18 protein-coding genes are annotated in these 20,393 nt (G+C 56.0%); all 18 read right to left on the bottom strand.

The window, feature by feature from the left end; translation table 11 throughout:
• Positions 1 to 21: 21 nt before the first annotated feature.
• Positions 22 to 525: a secA translation cis-regulator SecM gene (secM, locus tag ACMGGQ_RS01845; protein ID WP_167213990.1), complete on the bottom strand. Its 504-nt coding sequence runs from the start codon at positions 523 to 525 to the stop codon at positions 22 to 24.
• Between the two features lie 279 nt (positions 526 to 804).
• Positions 805 to 1,722 (bottom strand): UDP-3-O-acyl-N-acetylglucosamine deacetylase, encoded by a 918-nt coding sequence (gene lpxC / locus ACMGGQ_RS01840; protein ID WP_010426966.1) that lies wholly within the window; start codon positions 1,720 to 1,722, stop codon positions 805 to 807.
• 101 nt (positions 1,723 to 1,823) lie between these two features.
• Complete coding sequence (ftsZ, locus tag ACMGGQ_RS01835; protein ID WP_008501978.1) at positions 1,824 to 2,975, bottom strand: cell division protein FtsZ; 1,152 nt, start codon at positions 2,973 to 2,975, stop codon at positions 1,824 to 1,826.
• Between the two features lie 63 nt (positions 2,976 to 3,038).
• A complete protein-coding gene (ftsA, locus tag ACMGGQ_RS01830; protein WP_006173845.1) occupies positions 3,039 to 4,295 on the bottom strand; it encodes a cell division protein FtsA in 1,257 nt (418 codons plus the stop codon).
• Positions 4,292 to 5,134, bottom strand: a complete 843-nt coding sequence (gene ftsQ, locus ACMGGQ_RS01825) for a cell division protein FtsQ (RefSeq protein WP_023293285.1) — start codon at positions 5,132 to 5,134, stop codon at positions 4,292 to 4,294. The genes ftsA and ftsQ overlap by 4 nt, the downstream gene beginning before the upstream one ends.
• Before the next feature lies 1 nt (position 5,135).
• Positions 5,136 to 6,056, bottom strand: coding sequence for a D-alanine--D-alanine ligase (locus tag ACMGGQ_RS01820; RefSeq protein ID WP_063620781.1), 921 nt, complete (start codon positions 6,054 to 6,056; stop codon positions 5,136 to 5,138).
• Positions 6,049 to 7,524, bottom strand: a complete 1,476-nt coding sequence (murC, locus tag ACMGGQ_RS01815) for a UDP-N-acetylmuramate--L-alanine ligase (protein ID WP_262821332.1) — start codon at positions 7,522 to 7,524, stop codon at positions 6,049 to 6,051. The genes ACMGGQ_RS01820 and murC overlap by 8 nt, the downstream gene beginning before the upstream one ends.
• Before the next feature lie 56 nt (positions 7,525 to 7,580).
• On the bottom strand, positions 7,581 to 8,645 hold the full coding sequence (gene murG, locus ACMGGQ_RS01810; protein ID WP_126534276.1) for an undecaprenyldiphospho-muramoylpentapeptide beta-N-acetylglucosaminyltransferase: 1,065 nt from the start codon (positions 8,643 to 8,645) through the stop codon (positions 7,581 to 7,583).
• Positions 8,642 to 9,886, bottom strand: coding sequence for a cell division protein FtsW (gene ftsW / locus ACMGGQ_RS01805; RefSeq protein WP_008501983.1), 1,245 nt, complete (start codon positions 9,884 to 9,886; stop codon positions 8,642 to 8,644). The genes murG and ftsW overlap by 4 nt, the downstream gene beginning before the upstream one ends.
• Complete coding sequence (gene murD, locus ACMGGQ_RS01800) at positions 9,886 to 11,202, bottom strand: UDP-N-acetylmuramoyl-L-alanine--D-glutamate ligase (RefSeq protein WP_045907796.1); 1,317 nt, start codon at positions 11,200 to 11,202, stop codon at positions 9,886 to 9,888. The genes ftsW and murD overlap by 1 nt, the downstream gene beginning before the upstream one ends.
• 2 nt (positions 11,203 to 11,204) lie before the next feature.
• Positions 11,205 to 12,287, bottom strand: a complete 1,083-nt coding sequence (gene mraY, locus ACMGGQ_RS01795) for a phospho-N-acetylmuramoyl-pentapeptide-transferase (protein ID WP_008501985.1) — start codon at positions 12,285 to 12,287, stop codon at positions 11,205 to 11,207.
• Positions 12,281 to 13,639 (bottom strand): UDP-N-acetylmuramoyl-tripeptide--D-alanyl-D-alanine ligase, encoded by a 1,359-nt coding sequence (gene murF, locus ACMGGQ_RS01790; RefSeq protein ID WP_420289521.1) that lies wholly within the window; start codon positions 13,637 to 13,639, stop codon positions 12,281 to 12,283. The genes mraY and murF overlap by 7 nt, the downstream gene beginning before the upstream one ends.
• Positions 13,636 to 15,123: a UDP-N-acetylmuramoyl-L-alanyl-D-glutamate--2,6-diaminopimelate ligase gene (murE, locus tag ACMGGQ_RS01785; protein WP_045907794.1), complete on the bottom strand. Its 1,488-nt coding sequence runs from the start codon at positions 15,121 to 15,123 to the stop codon at positions 13,636 to 13,638. The genes murF and murE overlap by 4 nt, the downstream gene beginning before the upstream one ends.
• The gene (locus ACMGGQ_RS01780) at positions 15,110 to 16,876 is read right to left on the bottom strand and encodes a peptidoglycan glycosyltransferase FtsI (protein WP_045907793.1); all 1,767 of its coding nucleotides are present in this window, start codon (positions 16,874 to 16,876) and stop codon (positions 15,110 to 15,112) included. Before ACMGGQ_RS01780 ends, murE begins: the two co-directional genes overlap by 14 nt.
• A gap of 15 nt (positions 16,877 to 16,891) precedes the next feature.
• Positions 16,892 to 17,257 (bottom strand): cell division protein FtsL, encoded by a 366-nt coding sequence (ftsL, locus tag ACMGGQ_RS01775; protein ID WP_008501989.1) that lies wholly within the window; start codon positions 17,255 to 17,257, stop codon positions 16,892 to 16,894.
• Positions 17,254 to 18,195: a 16S rRNA (cytosine(1402)-N(4))-methyltransferase RsmH gene (gene rsmH / locus ACMGGQ_RS01770; RefSeq protein WP_420289520.1), complete on the bottom strand. Its 942-nt coding sequence runs from the start codon at positions 18,193 to 18,195 to the stop codon at positions 17,254 to 17,256. The genes ftsL and rsmH overlap by 4 nt, the downstream gene beginning before the upstream one ends.
• A 2-nt stretch (positions 18,196 to 18,197) precedes the next feature.
• Positions 18,198 to 18,656: a division/cell wall cluster transcriptional repressor MraZ gene (gene mraZ, locus ACMGGQ_RS01765; RefSeq protein WP_021240528.1), complete on the bottom strand. Its 459-nt coding sequence runs from the start codon at positions 18,654 to 18,656 to the stop codon at positions 18,198 to 18,200.
• Positions 18,657 to 19,256: 600 nt separating this feature from the next.
• The gene (gene cra / locus ACMGGQ_RS01760; protein WP_008501993.1) at positions 19,257 to 20,264 is read right to left on the bottom strand and encodes a catabolite repressor/activator; all 1,008 of its coding nucleotides are present in this window, start codon (positions 20,262 to 20,264) and stop codon (positions 19,257 to 19,259) included.
• Between the last annotated feature and the right edge of the window lie 129 nt (positions 20,265 to 20,393).

The following is a 20,393-nucleotide window of genomic DNA, read 5'->3' as shown; positions in this document are numbered from 1 at the left end:
TAAGGTATTGAAAAAGTTAATTTAGCTGAGGCGTTGAGGCCCGGCGCGAATGCCGTGAACCTGGCTAATCCAGGTTGATACAGAGAATGAAACAGGAGGAACGAGCGCGCGCTGCGCCGTCTCGCGCACCATGACCGGCGGCTGGCTGTCCTGCGTAAGCAGTGCATTAAGCGTGTCCAGCAGGGCAAGATGCTGGGCCTGCACCGGCAGCGTCTCTTCCGCCACAGGCATTGCCTGGGGCGCCATCGCGAAGGAGAGATGGCGGATAACCGTGCGGATAGCGTGCTGGTGCCAGTAATCAACGGAGAAATTCGGGCGGCGGCTGGCTTCAAGCCACGCGAGGTTTGTAAAGTTAACCCGCGTGTTGAGATCGTGTTTGGTGGTAGAGGTCTTCGCTGGCGTCGCCGCTTCGGCACTGTTGCTGAGCGCAGGCAAGCCGAGACTCGCCGCGACCATCCCTAATAAGAGATGCGGCCAGAAGTAACGTCTGCCAAATTGTCGCCAGCGCGTCAGTATTCCGCTCACTTGCTCCACCACATAAGCCAGCCTGTAACAGGCTACTTTTAAGTTATTTTTTTAAGCGCCCAGATATTACCACTAAAGCCAATGCACATCAGCAGGAATGAGGTGCCGCCGCGGGGAAAAACGGTCAAGAATGCAGCTAACGCACGCATTTTCTGCGCAAGACAAACAAGAGATAACGCTGGGGCAAACGAAGAAGGGCAAAAATAAAAACGACTGGTCTTCCTGGTCGGAGAGAGTACCAGGTTAACCAGTCGATTTTTTACGAAACGGTGTGAACCGTTACGCCAGAACCATGTTTGGCGCTTTGAAAGCCAGCGGCAGTTCTGCTTCGTCTTCGAAGGTCACATATTCCCAGGCTTCCTGTTTTGCCAGGACGGCCTGCAACAGTTTGTTGTTCAGCGCATGACCGGATTTGAACGCGGTAAATGCACCAATGATGTTGTGACCACACATAAACAGGTCGCCGATAGCGTCCAGCATTTTGTGACGAACGAATTCATCTTCGAAACGCAGGCCGTCTTCGTTCAGTACGCGATAATCGTCAACAACGATGGCACAATCGAAGCTGCCGCCCAGGCACAGGCCGCGGGACTGCAGATATTCGATATCACGCATGAAGCCAAACGTACGGGCTCGGCTGATCTGGCGCATAAACGCATCAGCAGAGAAGTTCATCGCGTAGCGCTGGGTGCTGGAATCAATCGCCGGATGGTTAAAGTCGATGGTAAAGTCCAACGAGAAACCATTGTACGGTTTGAATTCAGCCCACTTGTCGCCATCTTCGACGCGAACGGTCTCTTTGATGCGAACAAATTTCTTCGCGCAGTTCAGTTCTTCGATGCCGGCATCCAGCAACAAATAGACGAACGGTGCAGCACTGCCATCCATAATCGGGATTTCTGGCGCATCGACTTCAACAATAATGTTGTCGATACCCAGCCCCGCCAGGGCGGCGTTCAGGTGCTCTACGGTAGAAATCCGCACGTCATGCTCGTTCACCAGACAAGTACAGAGCATAGTATCACGCACAGATTTGGCATCGGCCGGAAAATCTACCGGTGGATTCAAGTCGGTGCGACGATAGATGACCCCGGTATTGGCCGGCGCAGGGCGTAACGTCAGCGTGACTTTCTTGCCGGTATGTAAACCGACACCCGTCGCCTGAACGATACGTTTAAGTGTCCTTTGTTTGATCATCGTATAATCTCGCCAAATTAACTATCCAACCGAGAGTGTATATCACTAACGGTGGGCCAGTTTAGCACAAAGAGCGCAAATCCCCTAATTCCAGCCAATTCTTAATCAGCTTGCTTACGCAGGAACGCCGGGATATCCAGATAATCTGGCTCTTTCGCCGTTTGCGGCGTTGGGTCGTTCACCACTTTTGCGGCCGGTTTCTGCTCCTGAGTCAGCGGAGACATACCGTGCTGCTGGTAACGATCCATTACCGGTTGCTGAGTCTGCTTGTTGGTCACTAAGGTGATCTCAGGACGCTTGTCCATACCGATACCGGTCGCAACAACGGTAACACGCAGCTCGTCGTTCATTTCAGGGTCAAGCGAAGTACCGATTACCACGGTAGCGTTGTCAGAGGCGAACGCACGGATAGTGTTACCCACGGTTTCGAACTCATCCAGACGCAGGTCAAAGCCAGCGGTAATGTTGACCAGCACGCCGCGCGCACCAGACAGATCGATATCTTCCAGCAGTGGAGAAGAGATGGCCATTTCAGCCGCTTCTTCTGCACGGTCTTCGCCGCTCGCCACGCCAGAGCCCATCATCGCGTAGCCCATTTCGGACATCACGGTGCGAACGTCTGCAAAGTCAACGTTCATCAGGCCAGGACGGGTAATCAGTTCAGCGATACCCTGAACCGCGCCTTTCAGCACGTCGTTTGCTGCACCGAAGGCGTCCAGCAGGGAGATACCGCGACCCAGAACCTTCAACAGCTTGTCGTTCGGGATGGTGATCAGCGAGTCCACGTGCTTGGACAGCTCGGTGATACCCTGCTCCGCGAAGGCCATACGCTTCTTGCCTTCAAAATTGAAAGGCTTAGTCACGACAGCAACGGTCAGGATACCTAAATCTTTAGCCACTTCAGCTACAACAGGTGCTGCGCCGGTACCGGTACCGCCACCCATACCTGCTGCAATGAAGACCATGTCCGCACCTTCCAGTGCAGCGCGCAGGGCTTCACGATCTTCTTCAGCCGCATTGCGGCCCACTTCCGGGTTAGCCCCTGCTCCCAGCCCTTTGGTGATACCACCGCCGATCTGGATAGTCTGGCCTACAGCCGTCTTACGCAGTGCCTGTGCATCGGTGTTAACTGCAAAGAATTCAACACCTTCAATGCGTTCACGCACCATATGCTCTACGGCGTTACCGCCGCCGCCACCGACGCCGATGACTTTAATCACCGCGTCGTTGGTCAGTTCCATAGGTTCAAACATAATTTCTCTCTCCGTTGTGCCTGTCGCCCGAGACCGCTAATTCTCTCCGGTCTCTTAAAAAAATTAAAACTCTTTTCGCAACCAGTTGTTCAGTCGTTTGACCCACGACCCCACTGAGACGCGTTTTTCCACTTCCGCTTCACCACTGAGATGAGATTCCTTCCCGTAGTGGAGCAGGCCCACAGCCGTTGAATAATACGGCTCCTGAGCATAATCCGTTAAACCGGTGATATTCAGCGGCGCACCAATACGCACCTGCGTATGGAACACGCGCTGTGCACAGGCCGCAAGACCTTCAATTTGCGCTGCACCGCCGGTTAATACAATCCCCGCCGCAAGATGATGTTTAACACCCTGCTGACGAAGCTGTTCCTGTAACTGTAAAATTTCTTCGTTGACCAGGTTGAGCAGCTCGGTATAGCGCGGCTCGATCACCTCTGCCAACGTCTGGCGCTGCAGGCTGCGCGGTGGACGACCACCGACGCTTGGCACTTCAACGCTCTCATCTTTGCCAACAATAGAGCCCAGCGCACAGCCGTGGCGCACTTTAATCGCTTCTGCATCGCTCGGTGGCGTACCAAAAGCGTAAGCAATATCGCTGGTCACGACGTTCCCTGCGTACGGGATCACTTTGGTGTGGCGCAACGCACCGCCGGTATACACGGCCATGTCCATTGTACCACCACCAATATCGACCACACAGACACCCAGTTCACGTTCATCTTCGGTCAGCACGGAATAACTTGCCGCCAGACCGGCGAAAATAAGTTGGTCAACTTTCAGGCCACAACGTTCAACGGCTTTTACAATGTTCTTCGCCATATCGTTGTGACATGTGATCAGGTGCACTTTTGCCTGCATACGAACGCCTGACAGACCAACCGGGTTCTTGATCCCTTCCTGGTAGTCAATCGCATATTCCTGCGGGATCACGTGCAATACGCGATGCTCATCGCGGACACGCACGGATTTCGCCGTATGCACAACGTTTTCAACGTCTTCCTGCGTCACTTCTTCTTCGGAAATCGGCACCATACCGATTTCGTTCTGGCAGCTAATGTGCTTACCAGAAAGGGCCAGATAGACAGAAGAAATCTGGCAATCTGCCATCAATTCAGCCTGATCGATGGCGCGCTGGACGCACTTCACCACCGATTCAAGATCGTTTACCCCACCTTTATCCATACCACGGGACGGGCAACTGCCCACGCCAATGATATTGACCATACCGTCGGGCAGAACTTCCCCTACTAAAGCGGCAACCTTCGCGGTGCCAATCTCCAGTCCAACTACCAGTTTTCTGTCCGTCGCCTTGATCATTGTTGTTCTGCCTGTACCTGTGCCTGATTCTGTTGCTGATTAGGTTCCTCGACCGGAGCCGGTACCCAACCGACTGCTGCGCCTGAGTCATAGCGCAAATCAACGTAGCTTATCCGTTTGCCGTCAGTCTGTGCCTGCTGCTGTAAAACCGGGTATAGTTCGACAAAACGCGCCAGACGCTTCATGGTGTCCCCGCGCCCCAGGTTGAGCTTAATGCCGTTCGTTAACGTAAGCTGCCAGGAACGGCGCGCCGTCATGGCAGCATCTTTTAACGTAAACCTGTCCTTCGCCAGAACCTGACCCATTTCACGAAAACCCTGTAACACTTCGTTTTCGCTGCCTTCAGGGCCATACAACATCGGTAAATTTTGCTTGTTGACACGATCGGCCGGGACGCTGAAGGAATTTCCGTCGACGTCAACCATGTGCTGATCATTCCAACGCGCAATGGGCACATATTCAACCAGATGAATCTTCAATTCATCAGGCCATTGCTTTCTTACGCTCGCCTGTTTTATCCATGGCAGACGTTCAATCTGGCTCTGGATAATATTGACGTCCTGAGTCATAAAGGTGCCAGGCGAGCCCAGTGCCAGTATTGACTGGCGAATATCGTCGTTACGCGTGTAGTGACGCTCACCGGTGACCACCAGCTTAGAAAGTGGCAACCGCTGCGCATCTTCCATCCACCCCAGGACCATCCAGCCGCTGATAAACACGGTGCACAGCACCCCGAGCAGGAAAATGATGCCTGCAAGACGCGTTCCATTACTGCGGCGTGAAGAGGTGTATTCTTCCTCGTCATCGCGGTTGCGCGTGTTCAATGCAGCCTGAGACATATCAGCCCGCCTGGTCCAGAATGCGTACGACTAACTGCGAGAAGCTCATCCCCGCTTGACGCGCGGCCATTGGCACAAGGCTGTGGCTGGTCATTCCCGGAGAGGTATTGGCTTCCAGCAGATAAAATTGTCCATCCCGGTCCTGCATCACGTCGATGCGTCCCCAGCCCTGGCAACCCAGAACATGCCAGGCTTTAAGCACCAGGGACTGTAATTCGGCTTCACGCTCAGCTTCAAGACCACTTGGGCAGAAATATTGCGTCTCATCAGAGAGATACTTCGCCTCATAATCATAGAAGACTCCAGCGGGTTGGATACGGATTGACGGTAAAATTTCTTCGCCAAGCATCGCGACGGTAAATTCCGGCCCGCTAAGCCATTTTTCTACCAGAACTTCATCATCATGTTGAAATGCCAGCGCTAAAGCGGACGCTAAATCGTCAGCTTTGTCGACTTTGGACATTCCCACGCTGGAGCCTTCCCGGCTGGGCTTTACAATAACCGGTAAGCCCAGTTCAGCAATGCGTGCATTAACGCTATCCGACAGGCCCAATTCAAATTCGCGTCGCGTCAGCGCTACCCATGGTGCGACAGGTAACCCTGCGCCCTGCCACAGCAGCTTGCTGCGCAGTTTATCCATAGAGATAGCGGAAGCCATCACGCCGCTGCCGGTGTACGGCAGGCCGAGCAGATCCAGAAGCCCCTGCAGGGTACCGTCTTCACCGCCACGACCGTGTAAAGCGATAAAAACTTTATCGAAGCCCATGGCTTTTAATTGCGTCACGTCGACCTCTTTTGGGTCAACCAGGTGCGCATTGACGCCGCCTTCACGCAGGCCCGCCAGTACAGCCGCGCCGGAATTCAGGGAAACCTCGCGCTCGGCGGAGGTGCCGCCAGACAGGACAGCAATCTTATCAGCCATGATGCTCATCCTCCTGGTTTTGCGGCTTCAGTTTGATTTCAGCTAAGGTACGGGCGATTTTGCCGATATTTCCCGCACCCTGAATCAGAATCAAATCGTTACCTGTCAGGACCGGTGCCAGAATTTCCGCCACCTGGGCAGGGTCAGAAACCAGAATAGGGTCAACCTTACCGCGTCCACGAATGGTGCGACACAGAGAACGGCTGTCTGCGCCAGGAATCGGCGTCTCGCCTGCGGCGTATACATCCAGCATTAACAGGGTATCAACCTGCGACAGGACGCTGGCGAAATCGTCATACAGATCGCGCGTACGCGTGAAACGGTGCGGCTGGAACACCATCACCAGATTCTTCTCCGGCCAGCCCGCACGTGCGGCTTTAATGGTGGCGTCCACTTCGGTTGGATGATGACCGTAGTCGTCCACCAGCATCGCCGTACCGGCTTTACCGTTCACCGGATCCAGCGGGAATTCACCGAGGAAGTCGAAACGACGACCGGTGCCCTGGAAACTTTCCAGCGCGCGCAGGATCGCATCATCATCAATGCCTTCTTCCGTCGCGACGGCCACTGCCGCTGCGGCATTGAGCGCGTTATGGCGCCCTGGCGCATTCAGCGTCACGTGCAGCAGCTCTTTGTCCTGACGCGCCAGCGTGAAGTGCCCCTGCGCGCCAATCTGTTTGTACTCTTCCACGCGGACGTCAGCGTCTTCACTGAAACCGTAAGTGGTGATTTGACGACCCACGCGCGGCAGCAGCTCGCGGATCACCGGATCGTCAACGCACATCACCGCGCGCCCGTAGAACGGCAGGTTGTGCAGGAAGTTGATAAAGGTCTGCTTTAAGTTCTCGAAGTCACCCTGGTAGGTATCCATATGGTCCGCTTCGATGTTGGTGACAATCGCCACCATCGGCTGCAGGTGCAGGAACGACGCGTCGCTCTCATCCGCTTCAGCAATCAGATAACGACTGTGGCCCAGACGCGCATGCACGCCCGCGGCTTTGACCAGGCCGCCGTTGACAAACGTCGGGTCGAGACCCGCTTCTGCATAAATACTGGAGACCATCGCCGTGGTCGTGGTTTTACCGTGGGTCCCGGCAATCGCGATGCCGTGGCGAAAACGCATCAGTTCCGCCAGCATTTCTGCACGGCGGATCACCGGAATGCGCGCGTCATGCGCGGCAACGATTTCCGGGTTGTCAGAGGAGATAGCGCTCGATACCACCACCACGCTCGCATCGCGCACGTTTTCCGGGCGATGATTGAAATAGATAGTCGCCCCAAGCGACGCCAGCTGCTGCGTTACAGGGTTTGGCGCCAGGTCAGACCCGCTGATCTGATAGCCTTCGTTAGCTAACACTTCGGCAATACCGCCCATGCCAGCACCACCGATGCCAACAAAGTGAATGTGCCGGACGCGACGCATCTCGGGCACGATTGAACGCAGTTTTGCCAGTTGTTGTGTATTCATTCTCTAAACGCCATCGACTACTTAAAATTCGTGCCGCGCTTCACGCGCTGCGAGGGTTAAGCCTGGGCTGCCAGGCTCACTTCTTTTGCCACCCGTTCCGTCGCATCAGGGATAGCCGCCGCGCGCGCGCGCTCAGCCATCTCAAGCAATACGTCTCTGTTCCAGCCCGCCAGGGTGGTGGCGACCGCGTCGGCGGTAAATTGTGGCTGCTCAAAAATTTTCGCCGCACCGGCTTTCTCAAGCGGCAGGGCATTCCAGTACTGCTGTCTGTCTTTGTGCTGGAAAGGCACAAACAGAGCCGGCAGCCCCGCGGCAGCGATTTCGCTTACCGTTAAGGCGCCAGAACGACAGACCACGACATCGGCCCAGGCGTACGCTGCCGCCATGTCGTCGATAAACTCCGTCACGTTATGCTGCGGCTGCCCCGCCTCGGCGTAAGCCTGCTCAACGGTCTGCTGAGCGCCTTTTCCACTCTGGTGCCAGATGGTGACGGTATCACCCAGCTTTGCGGCAACCTGCGGCATCGTCTGGTTTAAAATACGTGCGCCCTGAGAACCGCCGACGACCAGCACACGCACCGGCCCTTCACGGCCTGCCAGGCGAGCCTCCGGCAGCGGCAGAGCCAGCACGTCCACGCGCACCGGGTTTCCCACCACATCCGCTTTCGGGAACGCGCCGGGAAACGCCTGCATGACTTTGGTGGCGATTTTCGCCAGCCATTTGTTGGTCAGACCCGCAATACCGTTCTGCTCATGCAGCACGACGGGAATACCTAACGACCACGCGGCTAACCCACCTGGACCCGAGACATAGCCGCCCATGCCTAGCACCACATCGGGCTTAAAGCGCTTCATAATGGTGCGCGCCTGACGCCAGGCGTTAAAAATGCGCACCGGAGCCAGCAGCATTGCCTTGAGGCCTTTGCCCCGAAGGCCGGAAATACGAATAAAGTCGATCTCAATACCGTGTTTCGGTACCAGGTCGGCCTCCATGCGGTCTGCGGTTCCCAGCCAGCGTACCTGCCAGCCCTGATCCATTAAATGGTGCGCAACCGCCAGTCCCGGGAACACATGTCCGCCGGTACCGCCTGCCATCACCATTAACCGCTTCGGTTGATTCATCGTGAACCTCGTGTAAACGCCTGGGCTTTTTCCAGACGCGTCTCATAATCTATGCGCAACAACAGCATGATGGCCGTCGACATAATCAACAGACTGGAACCACCATAACTGATCAACGGCAACGTCAGACCTTTGGTCGGCAGCATACCCGCTGCGGCCCCGACGTTAACCAATGCCTGGAAGCTAAACCAGATACCAATTGAGCAGGCCAGGAAGCCTGAGAAACGGTGATCGATCTCCAGCGCTTTCCGGCCGATGGACATGGCGCGGAAAGCGACGAAGAATACCATTAATAGCGCTAATACCACACCGATATAACCCAGTTCTTCCGCAATAATGGAGAAGATGAAGTCAGTATGCGCTTCCGGTAAATACTCCAGTTTCTGTACCGAGTTACCCAGCCCCTGCCCCCAGAGCTCACCGCGCCCAAAGGCCATGAGTGACTGCGTCAGCTGATAGCCGCTGCCGAACGGGTCTTCCCACGGGTTCCAGAACGAGGTCACGCGGCGAATACGGTAAGGCTCGGCGAGGATCAGCAGCACAACCGCTGAAATCCCCATCCCGATAATGGCGATGAACTGCCACAGCTTTGCGCCCGCCAGGAACAGCATGGCCAGCGTGGTGACAAACAGTACCACCACGGTACCGAGGTCAGGCTGCGCCAGCAGTAATACCGCCAGCACCAGAATCACGCCCATCGGTTTTAAGAAGCCGCGCAGGTTATTACGCACTTCATCTACCTTACGCACCAGGTAGTTCGCCAGGTAGCAGAACAGGGAGAGCTTGGTAAATTCCGCAGGCTGAATACGCAGCGGGCCAAAGGCGATCCAGCGTGATGCCCCGTTTACGGAACTCCCCACCACCAGAACGATCAGCAGCATAATGATCGACGCGATCAGCATCGCCGTACTGTGTCGCTGCCAGAACTCCATCGGCAGACGCAAGGTCACCAGCGCCAGGCAGAATGCCAGGATAATGTACAGACCATCACGCTTGGCAAACAGGAAAGGATCGTTCGCCAGACGCTGCCCGACGGGCATTGACGCTGACGTCACCATAATAAAGCCGACCGCCGCGAGCCCCATCGTGAGCCAGAACAGCGTGCGGTCGTACATGATCAGGCTGTCGTTATCTTTTTGACGAGAGCCCATCACCCAGCCTTTGAGTGCCGCAAACAACCACACCAGGATCCCAAATCCTGGCAGGCGCGGCATTTTCAGGCGAGGGAGAGATAAACGCATCAGCCTAACTCCTTCGCCAGGCGGGTAAAGACATCACCACGCTGTTCGAAATTCTTGAATTGATCGAGGCTGGCACAGGCCGGAGAGAGCAGCACCATATCACCCGGCTTCACGCGAGGGGCAATCAGCCGCATCGCCTGTTCCATGGTTTCGGTTTGCTCGGCGACCTCAGGGCGCAGTGCAGCCAGCTCGCTGCCGTCACGGCCGAAGCAGTACAGACGGACGTTATCGCCGGAGAGATACGGCTTCAGGGACGAGAAATCCGCTGATTTACCGTCACCGCCCAGCAGCAGATGCAAGGTACCGTCAACGTGCAGGCCGTTCAGCGCGGCCTCCGTGCTGCCCACGTTGGTGGCTTTGGAGTCGTTGATCCAGCGCACGCCGTTGTGCTCCAGCGCCAGCTGGAAACGGTGTGCCAGGCCGGAAAACGTGGTTAACGCTTTCAGGCTTGAGGAGCGCGGCAGCCCCACTGCGTCCGCCAGCGCCAGCGCCGCCAGCGCATTGGTATAGTTGTGCTGCCCAGAGAGCTTCATCTCTTTCACGTTCAGCACTTTCTCACCTTTCACGCGCAGCCAGGTTTCGCCCAGCTGGCGGTTCAGATGATAATCACCCATGGTGATGCCAAAACTAATGCAGCGGTCGTCTGCGCCACGCACCGGCATGGTCAGCGCATCATCGGCGTTCACTACGCAGACTTTGGCATTCTCATAAACGCGCAGCTTGGCGGCACGGTACTGCTGCAGACCAAATGGATATCTGTCCATGTGATCTTCAGTCACGTTGAGGATCGTCGCAGCGGCAGCATGCAGGCTGGAGGTCGTTTCCAGCTGGAAGCTGGAAAGCTCGAGAACATACAGTTCACAGCCTTTGTCCAGCAGCATCAGAGCAGGCAAACCAATGTTACCGCCAACGCCGACGTTCATGCCCGCCGCTTTTGCCATTTCCCCCACCAGGGTGGTGACGGTGCTTTTACCGTTAGAACCGGTAATCGCGATAACGGGCGCCTGCGCTTCGCGGCAGAACAGCTCGATATCGCCGACAATCTCAACGCCTGCATCTGCGGCAGCGCTCAGGGAAGGATGCGCCAGCGCCATACCCGGGCTGGCGACAATCAGATCGGCTGCCAGCAGCCAGTCATCATTCAGACCACCAAGGTGGCGTTCAACCTGTTCCGGCAGTTTATCCAGACCCGGCGGAGAGACACGCGTATCCATCACGCGCGGCGTCACGCCACGTGCGAGGAAAAAGTCCACGCAGGAAAGGCCCGTGAGGCCTAACCCGATGATAACGACTTTTTTGCCCTGGTAATCTGCCATGATTAACGTACCTTCAGCGTTGCCAGGCCAATCAGCACCAGCATCAGCGAAATAATCCAGAAGCGCACAATGACGCGCGGCTCCGGCCAACCTTTCAGTTCATAGTGGTGGTGAATCGGCGCCATACGGAAGATGCGCTGACCGCGCAGCTTGAAGGAGCCGACCTGCAAAATCACCGACAGCGTCTCAACCACAAACACGCCGCCCATGATCACTAGCAGGAATTCCTGACGCAGCAGCACGGCAATAATGCCCAGCGCGCCGCCTAACGCCAGTGAACCGACGTCACCCATAAAGACCTGAGCCGGATAGGTGTTGAACCACAGGAAGCCCAGCCCTGCACCGACAATCGCCGTACAGACGATCACCAGTTCGCCCGCGTGGCGCAGATAAGGGATGTGCAGATAGTTCGCGAAATTCATGTTACCGGTCGCCCAGGCCACCAGCGCAAAACCGGCCGCCACGAAGACGGTTGGCATAATCGCCAGGCCATCCAGACCGTCGGTCAGGTTAACGGCGTTACCGGTGCCGACAATCACAAAGTACGCCAGCAGAATGTAGAACAGACCCAGCTGCGGCATCACGTCTTTAAAGAACGGCACGACCAGCTCGGTCGCTGGCGTGTCTTTCCCTGCCAGATACAGCGCGAAGGCCACGCCCAGCGCGATCACCGACATCCAGAAGTACTTCCAGCGGGCAATCAGGCCTTTGGTATCTTTGCGGACGACTTTGCGGTAATCATCGACGAAACCAATGATCCCGTAACCCACCAGAACCGTCAGCACACACCAGACGTACGGGTTGGACGGGTACGCCCACAGCAGTACGGAAACGACGATGGCAGTCAGGATCATGATCCCGCCCATGGTCGGGGTACCGCGCTTGCTGAAGTGCGATTCCGGGCCGTCGTTACGCACAACCTGGCCGAAAGAGAGCTTTTGCAGACGGGCAATCATGCGCGGGCCCATCCACAACGAGATGAACAGCGCAGTCAGCAGGCTGACGATGGCGCGAAACGTCAGATAGGAAAAGACGTTAAAGCCTGAGTAATATTTGACCAAATGTTCGGCCAGCCAAACTAACATGTCCCGTTCTCCTGTAATGCGTGCACAACCTCTTCCATGGCGGCACTACGTGAACCTTTCACTAACACTGTCACAATTTGTTTTTCTGTCATTAATGCCTTAAGGCGCTCAATCAACGCGGCTTTATCGGCAAAATGCTCGCCAACGCCGCTGGCCTGGCTAATCGCCTGGCTCAGTTTTCCTGCGCTCAGTACACAGTCCAGTCCCGCCGCTTTCGCCGCTTCACCGACCTGGGTATGACAGGCTTCGCTTTCGTCGCCCAGCTCTGCCATGTCGCCAACCACCATGATGCGGTAGCCCGGCATTTCAGATAACACCTGCACCGCCGCCGTCATCGAGCCAACGTTCGCGTTGTAGGAGTCGTCCAGCAGCAGCTTGTTTTCCGAAAGCTGAATCGGGAACAGGCGTCCCGGCACGGCTTTCAGGTTCGCCAGCCCGGCTTTGATCGCCTCATGTGAAGCGCCTACCGCCGTTGCCAGCGCCGCCGCCGCAAGGGCATTGGCGATGTTATGGCGACCCGGCAGCGGCAGCAGCACCTCCACGCCACCCGTTGGGGTCGTGAGGGTGAACTCGGTGCCGTGCGACGTCACATGGATATTGGTCGCCGTAAAATCACTGTTGGCCGCATTTGGCGAGAAGCGCCAGGTTTTACGCGCACCAATGATGCTCTGCCAGTTCAGCCAGTCGTTGTTATCGGCGTTCAGAATGGCGATCCCGTTTTCCGGCAGGCCGGTGTAAATCTCGCCTTTCGCTTTTGCCACGCCTTCCAGCGATCCAAAGCCTTCCAGGTGCGCAGCCGCGAGGTTATTCACCAGCGCCGCTTCCGGGCGCGTCAGGCTCACGGTCCAGGCGATTTCACCCTGGTGGTTTGCACCTAACTCGATCACCGCATACTCGTGCTCTTTGGTCAGGCGAAGCAATGTCATCGGCACGCCGATGTCATTATTGAGGTTGCCCGCGGTATAAAGCGTATTGCCGCACTGGCTGAGGATCGCCGCCGTCATCTCTTTCACTGACGTTTTGCCTGAGGATCCGGTCAGGGCAACGACGCGAGCCGGCACCTGCTGACGAACCCAGGCCGCCAGCTCGCCGAACGCGAGACGCGTATCTTTCACCACAACCTGCGGCAGATCGATATCAAGCTTGCGGCTGACCAGCAGCGCACCGGCGCCGTTCTCTTTGGCCTGTTCGGCAAAATCATGCGCGTCAAAACGCTCGCCTTTCAGCGCCACGAACAGACAGCCAGCGGTGACTTTGCGGGTGTCCGTCGTCACGGCATCAATGGTCAGGTCTTGTCCGTGCAGGTCGCCGTGCAGTACCGCAGCGGCCTGGCTTAACGAGAGGCTAATCATGCGACGACTCCCAGCAGGCGAGCTGCCGTTACGCGATCCGAGTAATCCAGACGGCGGTTGCCAACGATCTGATAATCTTCATGGCCTTTACCCGCCAGCAGAACAACATCATTCTCCTGTGCCTGCATGATGGCGTTCGTTACGGCTTCCGCCCGGCCTTCCACGACGCGCGCGCGGCCCGCATCCAGCATGCCCGCCAGAATGTCATTAATGATGGCGCGCGGCTCTTCCGTACGCGGGTTGTCATCGGTGACAACCGGAATATCTGCGAACTGTTCCGCAATAGCGCCCATCAACGGGCGTTTGCCTTTGTCACGATCGCCGCCGCAACCAAACACGCACCAGAGCTTACCGGTACAGTGCAGACGCGCCGCTTCCAGCGCTTTTTCCAGCGCATCCGGCGTGTGGGCATAATCAACCACAACGGTCGGTTTGCCCGGCGCGCTAAACACTTCCATACGGCCACAAACTGGCTGCAGACGCGCGGCGGTTTTCAGCAGTTCAGCCATCGGGTAACCCAGCGCCAGCAGCGTTGCCAGCGCCAGCAGCAGGTTGCTGACGTTAAACGCCCCCATCAGGCGGCTTTCAATTTCGCCTTCACCCCAGGAAGAGGCAAAGCGGATGGTCGCCCCGCTGTCGTGATATTTCACCTCAACCGCCTTCAGCCAGCGGCCGTGGCAGTTCGGATTGATATGGTCTTCCATCGATACGGCAACCGCATCGGGCAGCTTCGCCAGCCAGCGGCGGCCGACTTCATCGTCGGCATTAATGATCGCCTGACCACAGTGGTGAGTGGAATAGAGCAGCCATTTCGCGGCTTCGTAGTGCTCCATATCACCATGATAATCAAGATGATCGCGGCTCAGGTTGGTAAACACGGACGCGGCAAATTTCAGCGCCGCGACACGGTGCTGTACCAGACCGTGCGAAGAGACCTCCATCGCGGCAAAGGTTGCGCCCTGCCCTGCCAGACCGGCGAGCACGTGCTGTACGTCAACCGCGGAGCCGGTGGTGTTTTCCGTCGGGCTCACTTTGCCCAGCAGACCGTTACCTACGGTACCCATCACCGCGCCGGTTTCACCCAGCAGCTGAGCCCACTGCGCCATCAGCTGCGTGGTGGTGGTTTTTCCGTTCGTACCCGTTACGCCAACCAGGCGCAGCTGGTCGGAAGGTTCGTGATAAAAACGTCCCGCCAGTGCGGAAAGACGTTCGTTTAACTGGCTGAGATAGATGACCGGCACGCCGTGCATTTCACGGATCTCACCGTCGGTTGCCTCATCTTTAGCCTCAGCAATAATGGCAGCCACACCTTGCGCAATCGCCTGCGGGATATAACGACGCCCGTCCGCCTGATGACCGACCACCGCCACAAAAAGATCGCCAGAAGCAGCCACGCGGCTGTCCAGTACCATCTCTCGCAGTGCTCGCTCCGGTGCATTTGGCACCCACGGAGCGAGAAGGTCGCGCAAATTACGATCTGCCACCTGTACCCTCGCCTTGATTAATTACAAATTCACTTTTTTCGCCCGTCGCCAGCGCATCCGGTTCAATGTTCATGGTGCGTAACACGCCGCCCATGATGGCCCCGAACACAGGCGCGGAGACGGCGCCGCCGTAGTATTTACCCGCCTGTGGATCGTTTATCACGACCACCAGCGCAAAACGCGGATTGCTTGCAGGCGCAACGCCTGCGGTATAGGCAATGTATTTGTTGATGTAGCGGCCGTCTGGCCCCACTTTTTTCGCTGTACCGGTTTTAATGGCGATACGATAGCCTTTAATCGCCGCCTTCACGCCGCCGCCGCCCGGCAGCGCCACGCTTTCCATCATGTGCACTACGGTACGAACGATGGATTCCGGGAAGATACGCTCTCCCGGGACCGGTGGATCAACTTTGGTAATCGACAGCGGGCGATAAACGCCATAGCTGCCAATCGTTGCGTAGACTCGCGCTAACTGTAACGGGGTTACCATTAGCCCGTAGCCGAAAGAGAAGGTGGCCCTCTCTATGTCAGACCACCGTTGTTTTTGAGGATATAAGCCACTGCGTTCTCCGACCAACCCCAAATTGGTCGCCTTTCCCAGTCCAAAACGTGAGTAAGTCTCTACTAACGCTGAGGACGGCATCGCTAACGCCAGCTTTGAAACACCGACGTTACTCGACTTCTGTAACACCCCAGTCAGGGTCAATTCGCTGTAGCGCGCCACGTCTTTTATCTCGTGGCCGTTAATACGGTATGGGATGGTGTTCAGAACCGTGTTTTCATTGACGATGCCGCGCTGGAGCGCGGTCATCACCACCATCGGTTTCACCGTGGAGCCAGGTTCGAACACGTCGGTAATCGCCCGGTTACGCATGGCATCTTTTGCAGTGCCGGTAAAGTTGTTCGGGTTGTAGGACGGACTGTTGGCCATCGCCAGCACTTCACCGGTGCTGACATCCACCAGCACGGCGCTGCCTGACTCCGCCTTGTTGAACGCCACGGCGTTGTTCAGCTCGCGGTAGACCAGCGCCTGCAGGCGCTCGTCGATACTCAGGGCCAGGTTGTGCGCTGCCTGACTGTCCGTAGAGGAGATATCTTCGATGACGCGCCCGTAGCGGTCCTTACGCACGATTCGCTCGCCCGGCTGACCGGTGAGCCACTTATCGAAGCTTTTTTCAACGCCCTCAATCCCCTGGCTGTCGACGTTGGTGAAGCCAATGAGGTGAGCGGTTACTTCGCCGGAGGGATAGTAACGACGGGATTCTTCACGCAGATGAATGCCCGGTAGCTTCAGTTTGCGAATGTAGTCGGCCATGTCAGGGTTAACCTGACGCGCCAGATAGATAAAACGCCCTTTCGGGTTCGCGTTAACGCGGGAGGCCAGCTGATCCAGCGGCATTTTCAGCGCATCAGCCAGCGCTTTCCAGCGGTTATCAAGGGTAATGCCACCGGCGTCGTGCAGCTCTTTCGGATCGGCCCAGATAGCCTTCACCGGTACGCTCACCGCCAGCGGACGACCGGAGCGGTCGGTGATCATCCCGCGGGACGTGGAGACCTCCTGAACGCGCAGAGAGCGCATATCGCCCTGGCGTACCAGCATGTCAGGCGCGACGATCTGCAGCCAGGCCACGCGGCCCAGCAGAAAACCCAGCGCCAGTAAAATGCAGCCGCAAAGCAACGCAAAACGCCAACTGATAAAGTTGGCCTGTTCTTCCTGACGTTTTGGTTTTAGCGTTTTTGCCGCTGCTTTCATGCGTCGCGTTTTCCCTTATTTTTGTACTACGATATTTTCCTGTGAAGGATCAACATGCTGCAGCTGCAGCTTTTCCGTTGCGATCCGTTCAACCCGGCTGTGATCGCCGAGCGCGTTTTCTTCAAGGATCAGATTTCGCCATTCAATATCCAGCGCATCGCGTTCCAGTACCATCTGCTCGCGTTGCGCAGTCAATAAACGTGTATGGTGGGCTGTCGTCACCACCGTTACTGCCGTGACAATGATGCAAATGAACAGACAGAGTGGCAGTTTCCCAAACCGCAAAAGATCGTCGCCGATCACGCCAGGCAAGGCATGGCGCTCGTTGCTTCCTAACGAATCCTTAACTTTGCTTAGGGTCTCTGTCACTCTGCCGATCATGCGTTCGTCCTCTCTGCAACACGCAGCACTGAACTACGGGCGCGTGGATTCTCTGCCACTTCTTCTTCGCCCGGCATCAACTTGCCTAATGCTCGCAACTGACGGCCACCCATCTTCCTGAGTTGTTCTTCCGTCATCGGCAGCCCCGCTGGCACCTGTGGACCGCGGCTTTGTTCACGCATAAAGCGTTTCACAATACGGTCTTCCAGCGAATGGAAGCTGATGATGGATAACCGCCCACCCGGGGCAAGCACGTCGAGCGAGCTTTTTAGCGCCAGCTCTATTTCCTCCAGTTCACTGTTTACCCAGATGCGAACCGCCTGGAAGGTACGGGTCGCGGGATGTTTGTGCTTATCCTTCACCGGGGTCGCTGCCGCGATCACCTCGGCCAACTCTTTGGTGCGGGTCATTGGCTCAATGCGGTTGCGCTCAACAATGGCGCGCGCAATACGTTTGCCAAAGCGCTCTTCGCCAAACGTTTTAATGACCCATGCAATATCGGCTTCGTCAGCGGTCTGAAGCCACTCGGCGGCGGATTGTCCGCGCGTCGGATCCATCCGCATGTCCAGCGGACCATCACGCATAAAGGAGAAACCGCGTTCAGCGTCGTCAAGTTGGGGTGAAGAGACGCCAAGATCGAGAAGAATCCCGTCGATCTTGCCCGTCAGGCCGCGCTCAGCCACATAGTCCGCGAGTGCAGAGAAAGGTCCATGCACGATGGAAAAGCGTGGGTCATTGATGGTCTGTGCAACGGCAATTGCCTGCGGATCGCGATCGATTGCCAGCAGACGTCCCTCCTCACCCAGCTCGGAGAGGATTAAACGCGAGTGGCCACCGCGACCAAATGTGCCATCAATGTAGATGCCATCCGGACGAATATTCAGGCCGTTAACGGCCTCGTCCAGTAACACCGTTTTATGTTTATAATTTTCCATCATATTTATAGAGACAAGTCCTGCAGTCGTTCCGATAATGTCGCGGAATCAGACTGCTCAGCGTCGATATCTTCCTTGACCTGTTGATACCAGGTCGTTTCATCCCACAGTTCAAACTTGTTGAACTGCCCGACCAGCATCACTTCTTTTGTCAGACCGGCATGTTGCCGCAACACAGGGGCAATCAGTAATCGCCCTGCGTTATCCATCTGACATTCACTGGCATGTCCCAATAACAGCCGCTGCACGCGGCGTTCCTGCGGGTTCATGCTCGACAGTCGCGACAGCTTTTGCTCAATAATTTCCCATTCAGGTAAGGGGTAAAGCAGCAGGCAGGGGGAGTTAATGTCAATGGTGCAAACCATTTGACCCGCAGCGTTCTCAATCAGCTGGTCGCGGTATCGGGTTGGTACCGATAAACGCCCTTTGCTGTCGAGATTGACTAACGTTGCTCCACGGAACATGCCAGTCTCACCCCTCCTCACCACTTTAACCCACAAATTCCCACCTAAAGGAGTTTACGGAGCGAGGGAAAAGCTTGTCAAGCCAGGACTCTCCGTATAAGGACTCGAAAGCCCTCTATTTACAGAGTTAAACAGTCCTGGTTAATAACTGCACAACTGGCGAGGCAAAATTAACGTCATGAATATTTGTAAGAAAAAAACCGAATATGCACACTAGCGTTAAGGCTCACTCAATATCATCGCAGATAAATATAAAGTGTCAGTTTGCGACGCGGGCAGCATTTTATGACAGATTCTCAGGGGATGACAGCGCCAGATTCACCCAGGCACACGGTAAGCGCAGTGGTTAGCACGTAAGCTGGCAAAGGAAGAGGAAAAAACGTCTGAATATTCATCGACCGAAGAGGGTTTGTAACAAAATAATACAAAGAATACCGTTTAAAATCGCTGAGATGTGCTTTAAAGAACAATTTAAAAGCCAAAATGAATTAAGAAAAATAGGCGATTATGATCTCACAAGAATTATCCTAATTTCTCTCCGGGAATTATCCGCACGAATTATCGCAGCAAAATGGGGCAGATTTCGCCGCCCCAGTCATTTCATTTTTGGCGGCTTAAAATTCCGCGATGGTAGAGATTACGTTTGATACGCGTCAGGCCCGGCTTTGGTTTGCGGGGTTCATCCAGACTCGCCAGTACAATCTCCAGCACGCGTTCAGCCACGTCGCGGTGACGCTGTGCAACCGCAAGCACCGGGCACTGAAGGAAGTCGAGCAGCTCGTTATCCCCAAACGTGGCAATCGCAAGGTCGGAGGGGAGTTTACCTTCACGGCGTAAGGTGACATCCATGACGCCCTGCAAGAGCGCAAACGAGGTCGTGAACAGCGCCTGAGGCATCGGGTGGGTTTCCAGCCATTTCTCGAACAGCTGCGCGGCGGCTTCACGTTCATAGCTGTTGGCATAGAGGTAGTGAACCTCGCGCGGATCGTCTTTCCAGGCGGTTCTGAATCCCTGCTCGCGCAGGAAGCTCACCGAAAGCTCGGGCAACGCGCCAAGATACAGGACCGTTTCCGCCGGGAACGTCCGCAGCTCTGCGGCCAGCATTTCGGCATCATCCTGATCCGCACCCACTACGCTGGTGAAATGTTCACGATCGAGCGCGCGATCCAGCGCAACGATTGGGAACGGGTCGTTCGCCCAGCGCTGGTAGAACGGATGTTCTGGCGGTAAGGAGGTCGAAACAATAATGGCATCCACCTGGCGCTGGAGCAGATGCTCAATGCAGCGCATCTCGTTATCAGGCTGGTCTTCCGAGCAGGCAATCAGCAGCTGATAGCCACGCTGGCGCGCCTGACGTTCAAGATAGTTGGCGATACGGGTATAGCTGGTGTTTTCCAGGTCCGGGATCACCAGACCAATAGAGCGGGTGCGCCCGGCGCGCAGACCGGCTGCGACAGCATTCGGATGGTAGTTATGTTCACGAACCACCGCCATAACTTTTTCAACGGTCTTGTCGCTGACACGGTACTGCTTTGCTTTACCGTTAATCACATAGCTGGCCGTTGTTCGTGACACGCCGGCTAGCCGGGCGATTTCATCCAGTTTCACAATTGCCCCTTAAAAAAAGAAAAGAGTCCATGGCCCTGTCAAGGTTATGGTTAAATCTTTTAACATCTAAACGCAGAAAAGCCTTCGCGGCAACCGCTTTTATCTGCGTTGTCGGCTGATTACGCAAAA

It is taken from the genome of Enterobacter sp. BNK-13, from assembly GCF_048685015.1.
GTDB classification, from domain to species: domain Bacteria; phylum Pseudomonadota; class Gammaproteobacteria; order Enterobacterales; family Enterobacteriaceae; genus Enterobacter; species Enterobacter quasiroggenkampii.
This window is presented reverse-complemented; position numbering and strand designations above follow the sequence as displayed.

What these genes read in the sequence shown, in the direction of transcription:
- lpxC (WP_010426966.1), bottom strand. Translation starts at nt 1,722, where the DNA reads ATGATCAAACAAAGGACACTTAAACGTATCGTTCAGGCGACGGGTGTC.
- ftsZ (WP_008501978.1), bottom strand. Translation starts at nt 2,975, where the DNA reads ATGTTTGAACCTATGGAACTGACCAACGACGCGGTGATTAAAGTCATC.
- ftsA (WP_006173845.1), bottom strand. Translation starts at nt 4,295, where the DNA reads ATGATCAAGGCGACGGACAGAAAACTGGTAGTTGGACTGGAGATTGGC.
- ftsQ (WP_023293285.1), bottom strand. Translation starts at nt 5,134, where the DNA reads ATGTCTCAGGCTGCATTGAACACGCGCAACCGCGATGACGAGGAAGAA.
- ACMGGQ_RS01820 (WP_063620781.1), bottom strand. Translation starts at nt 6,056, where the DNA reads ATGGCTGATAAGATTGCTGTCCTGTCTGGCGGCACCTCCGCCGAGCGC.
- murC (WP_262821332.1), bottom strand. Translation starts at nt 7,524, where the DNA reads ATGAATACACAACAACTGGCAAAACTGCGTTCAATCGTGCCCGAGATG.
- murG (WP_126534276.1), bottom strand. Translation starts at nt 8,645, where the DNA reads ATGAATCAACCGAAGCGGTTAATGGTGATGGCAGGCGGTACCGGCGGA.
- ftsW (WP_008501983.1), bottom strand. Translation starts at nt 9,886, where the DNA reads ATGCGTTTATCTCTCCCTCGCCTGAAAATGCCGCGCCTGCCAGGATTT.
- murD (WP_045907796.1), bottom strand. Translation starts at nt 11,202, where the DNA reads ATGGCAGATTACCAGGGCAAAAAAGTCGTTATCATCGGGTTAGGCCTC.
- mraY (WP_008501985.1), bottom strand. Translation starts at nt 12,287, where the DNA reads ATGTTAGTTTGGCTGGCCGAACATTTGGTCAAATATTACTCAGGCTTT.
- murF (WP_420289521.1), bottom strand. Translation starts at nt 13,639, where the DNA reads ATGATTAGCCTCTCGTTAAGCCAGGCCGCTGCGGTACTGCACGGCGAC.
- ACMGGQ_RS01780 (WP_045907793.1), bottom strand. Translation starts at nt 16,876, where the DNA reads ATGAAAGCAGCGGCAAAAACGCTAAAACCAAAACGTCAGGAAGAACAG.
- ftsL (WP_008501989.1), bottom strand. Translation starts at nt 17,257, where the DNA reads ATGATCGGCAGAGTGACAGAGACCCTAAGCAAAGTTAAGGATTCGTTA.
- rsmH (WP_420289520.1), bottom strand. Translation starts at nt 18,195, where the DNA reads ATGATGGAAAATTATAAACATAAAACGGTGTTACTGGACGAGGCCGTT.
- mraZ (WP_021240528.1), bottom strand. Translation starts at nt 18,656, where the DNA reads ATGTTCCGTGGAGCAACGTTAGTCAATCTCGACAGCAAAGGGCGTTTA.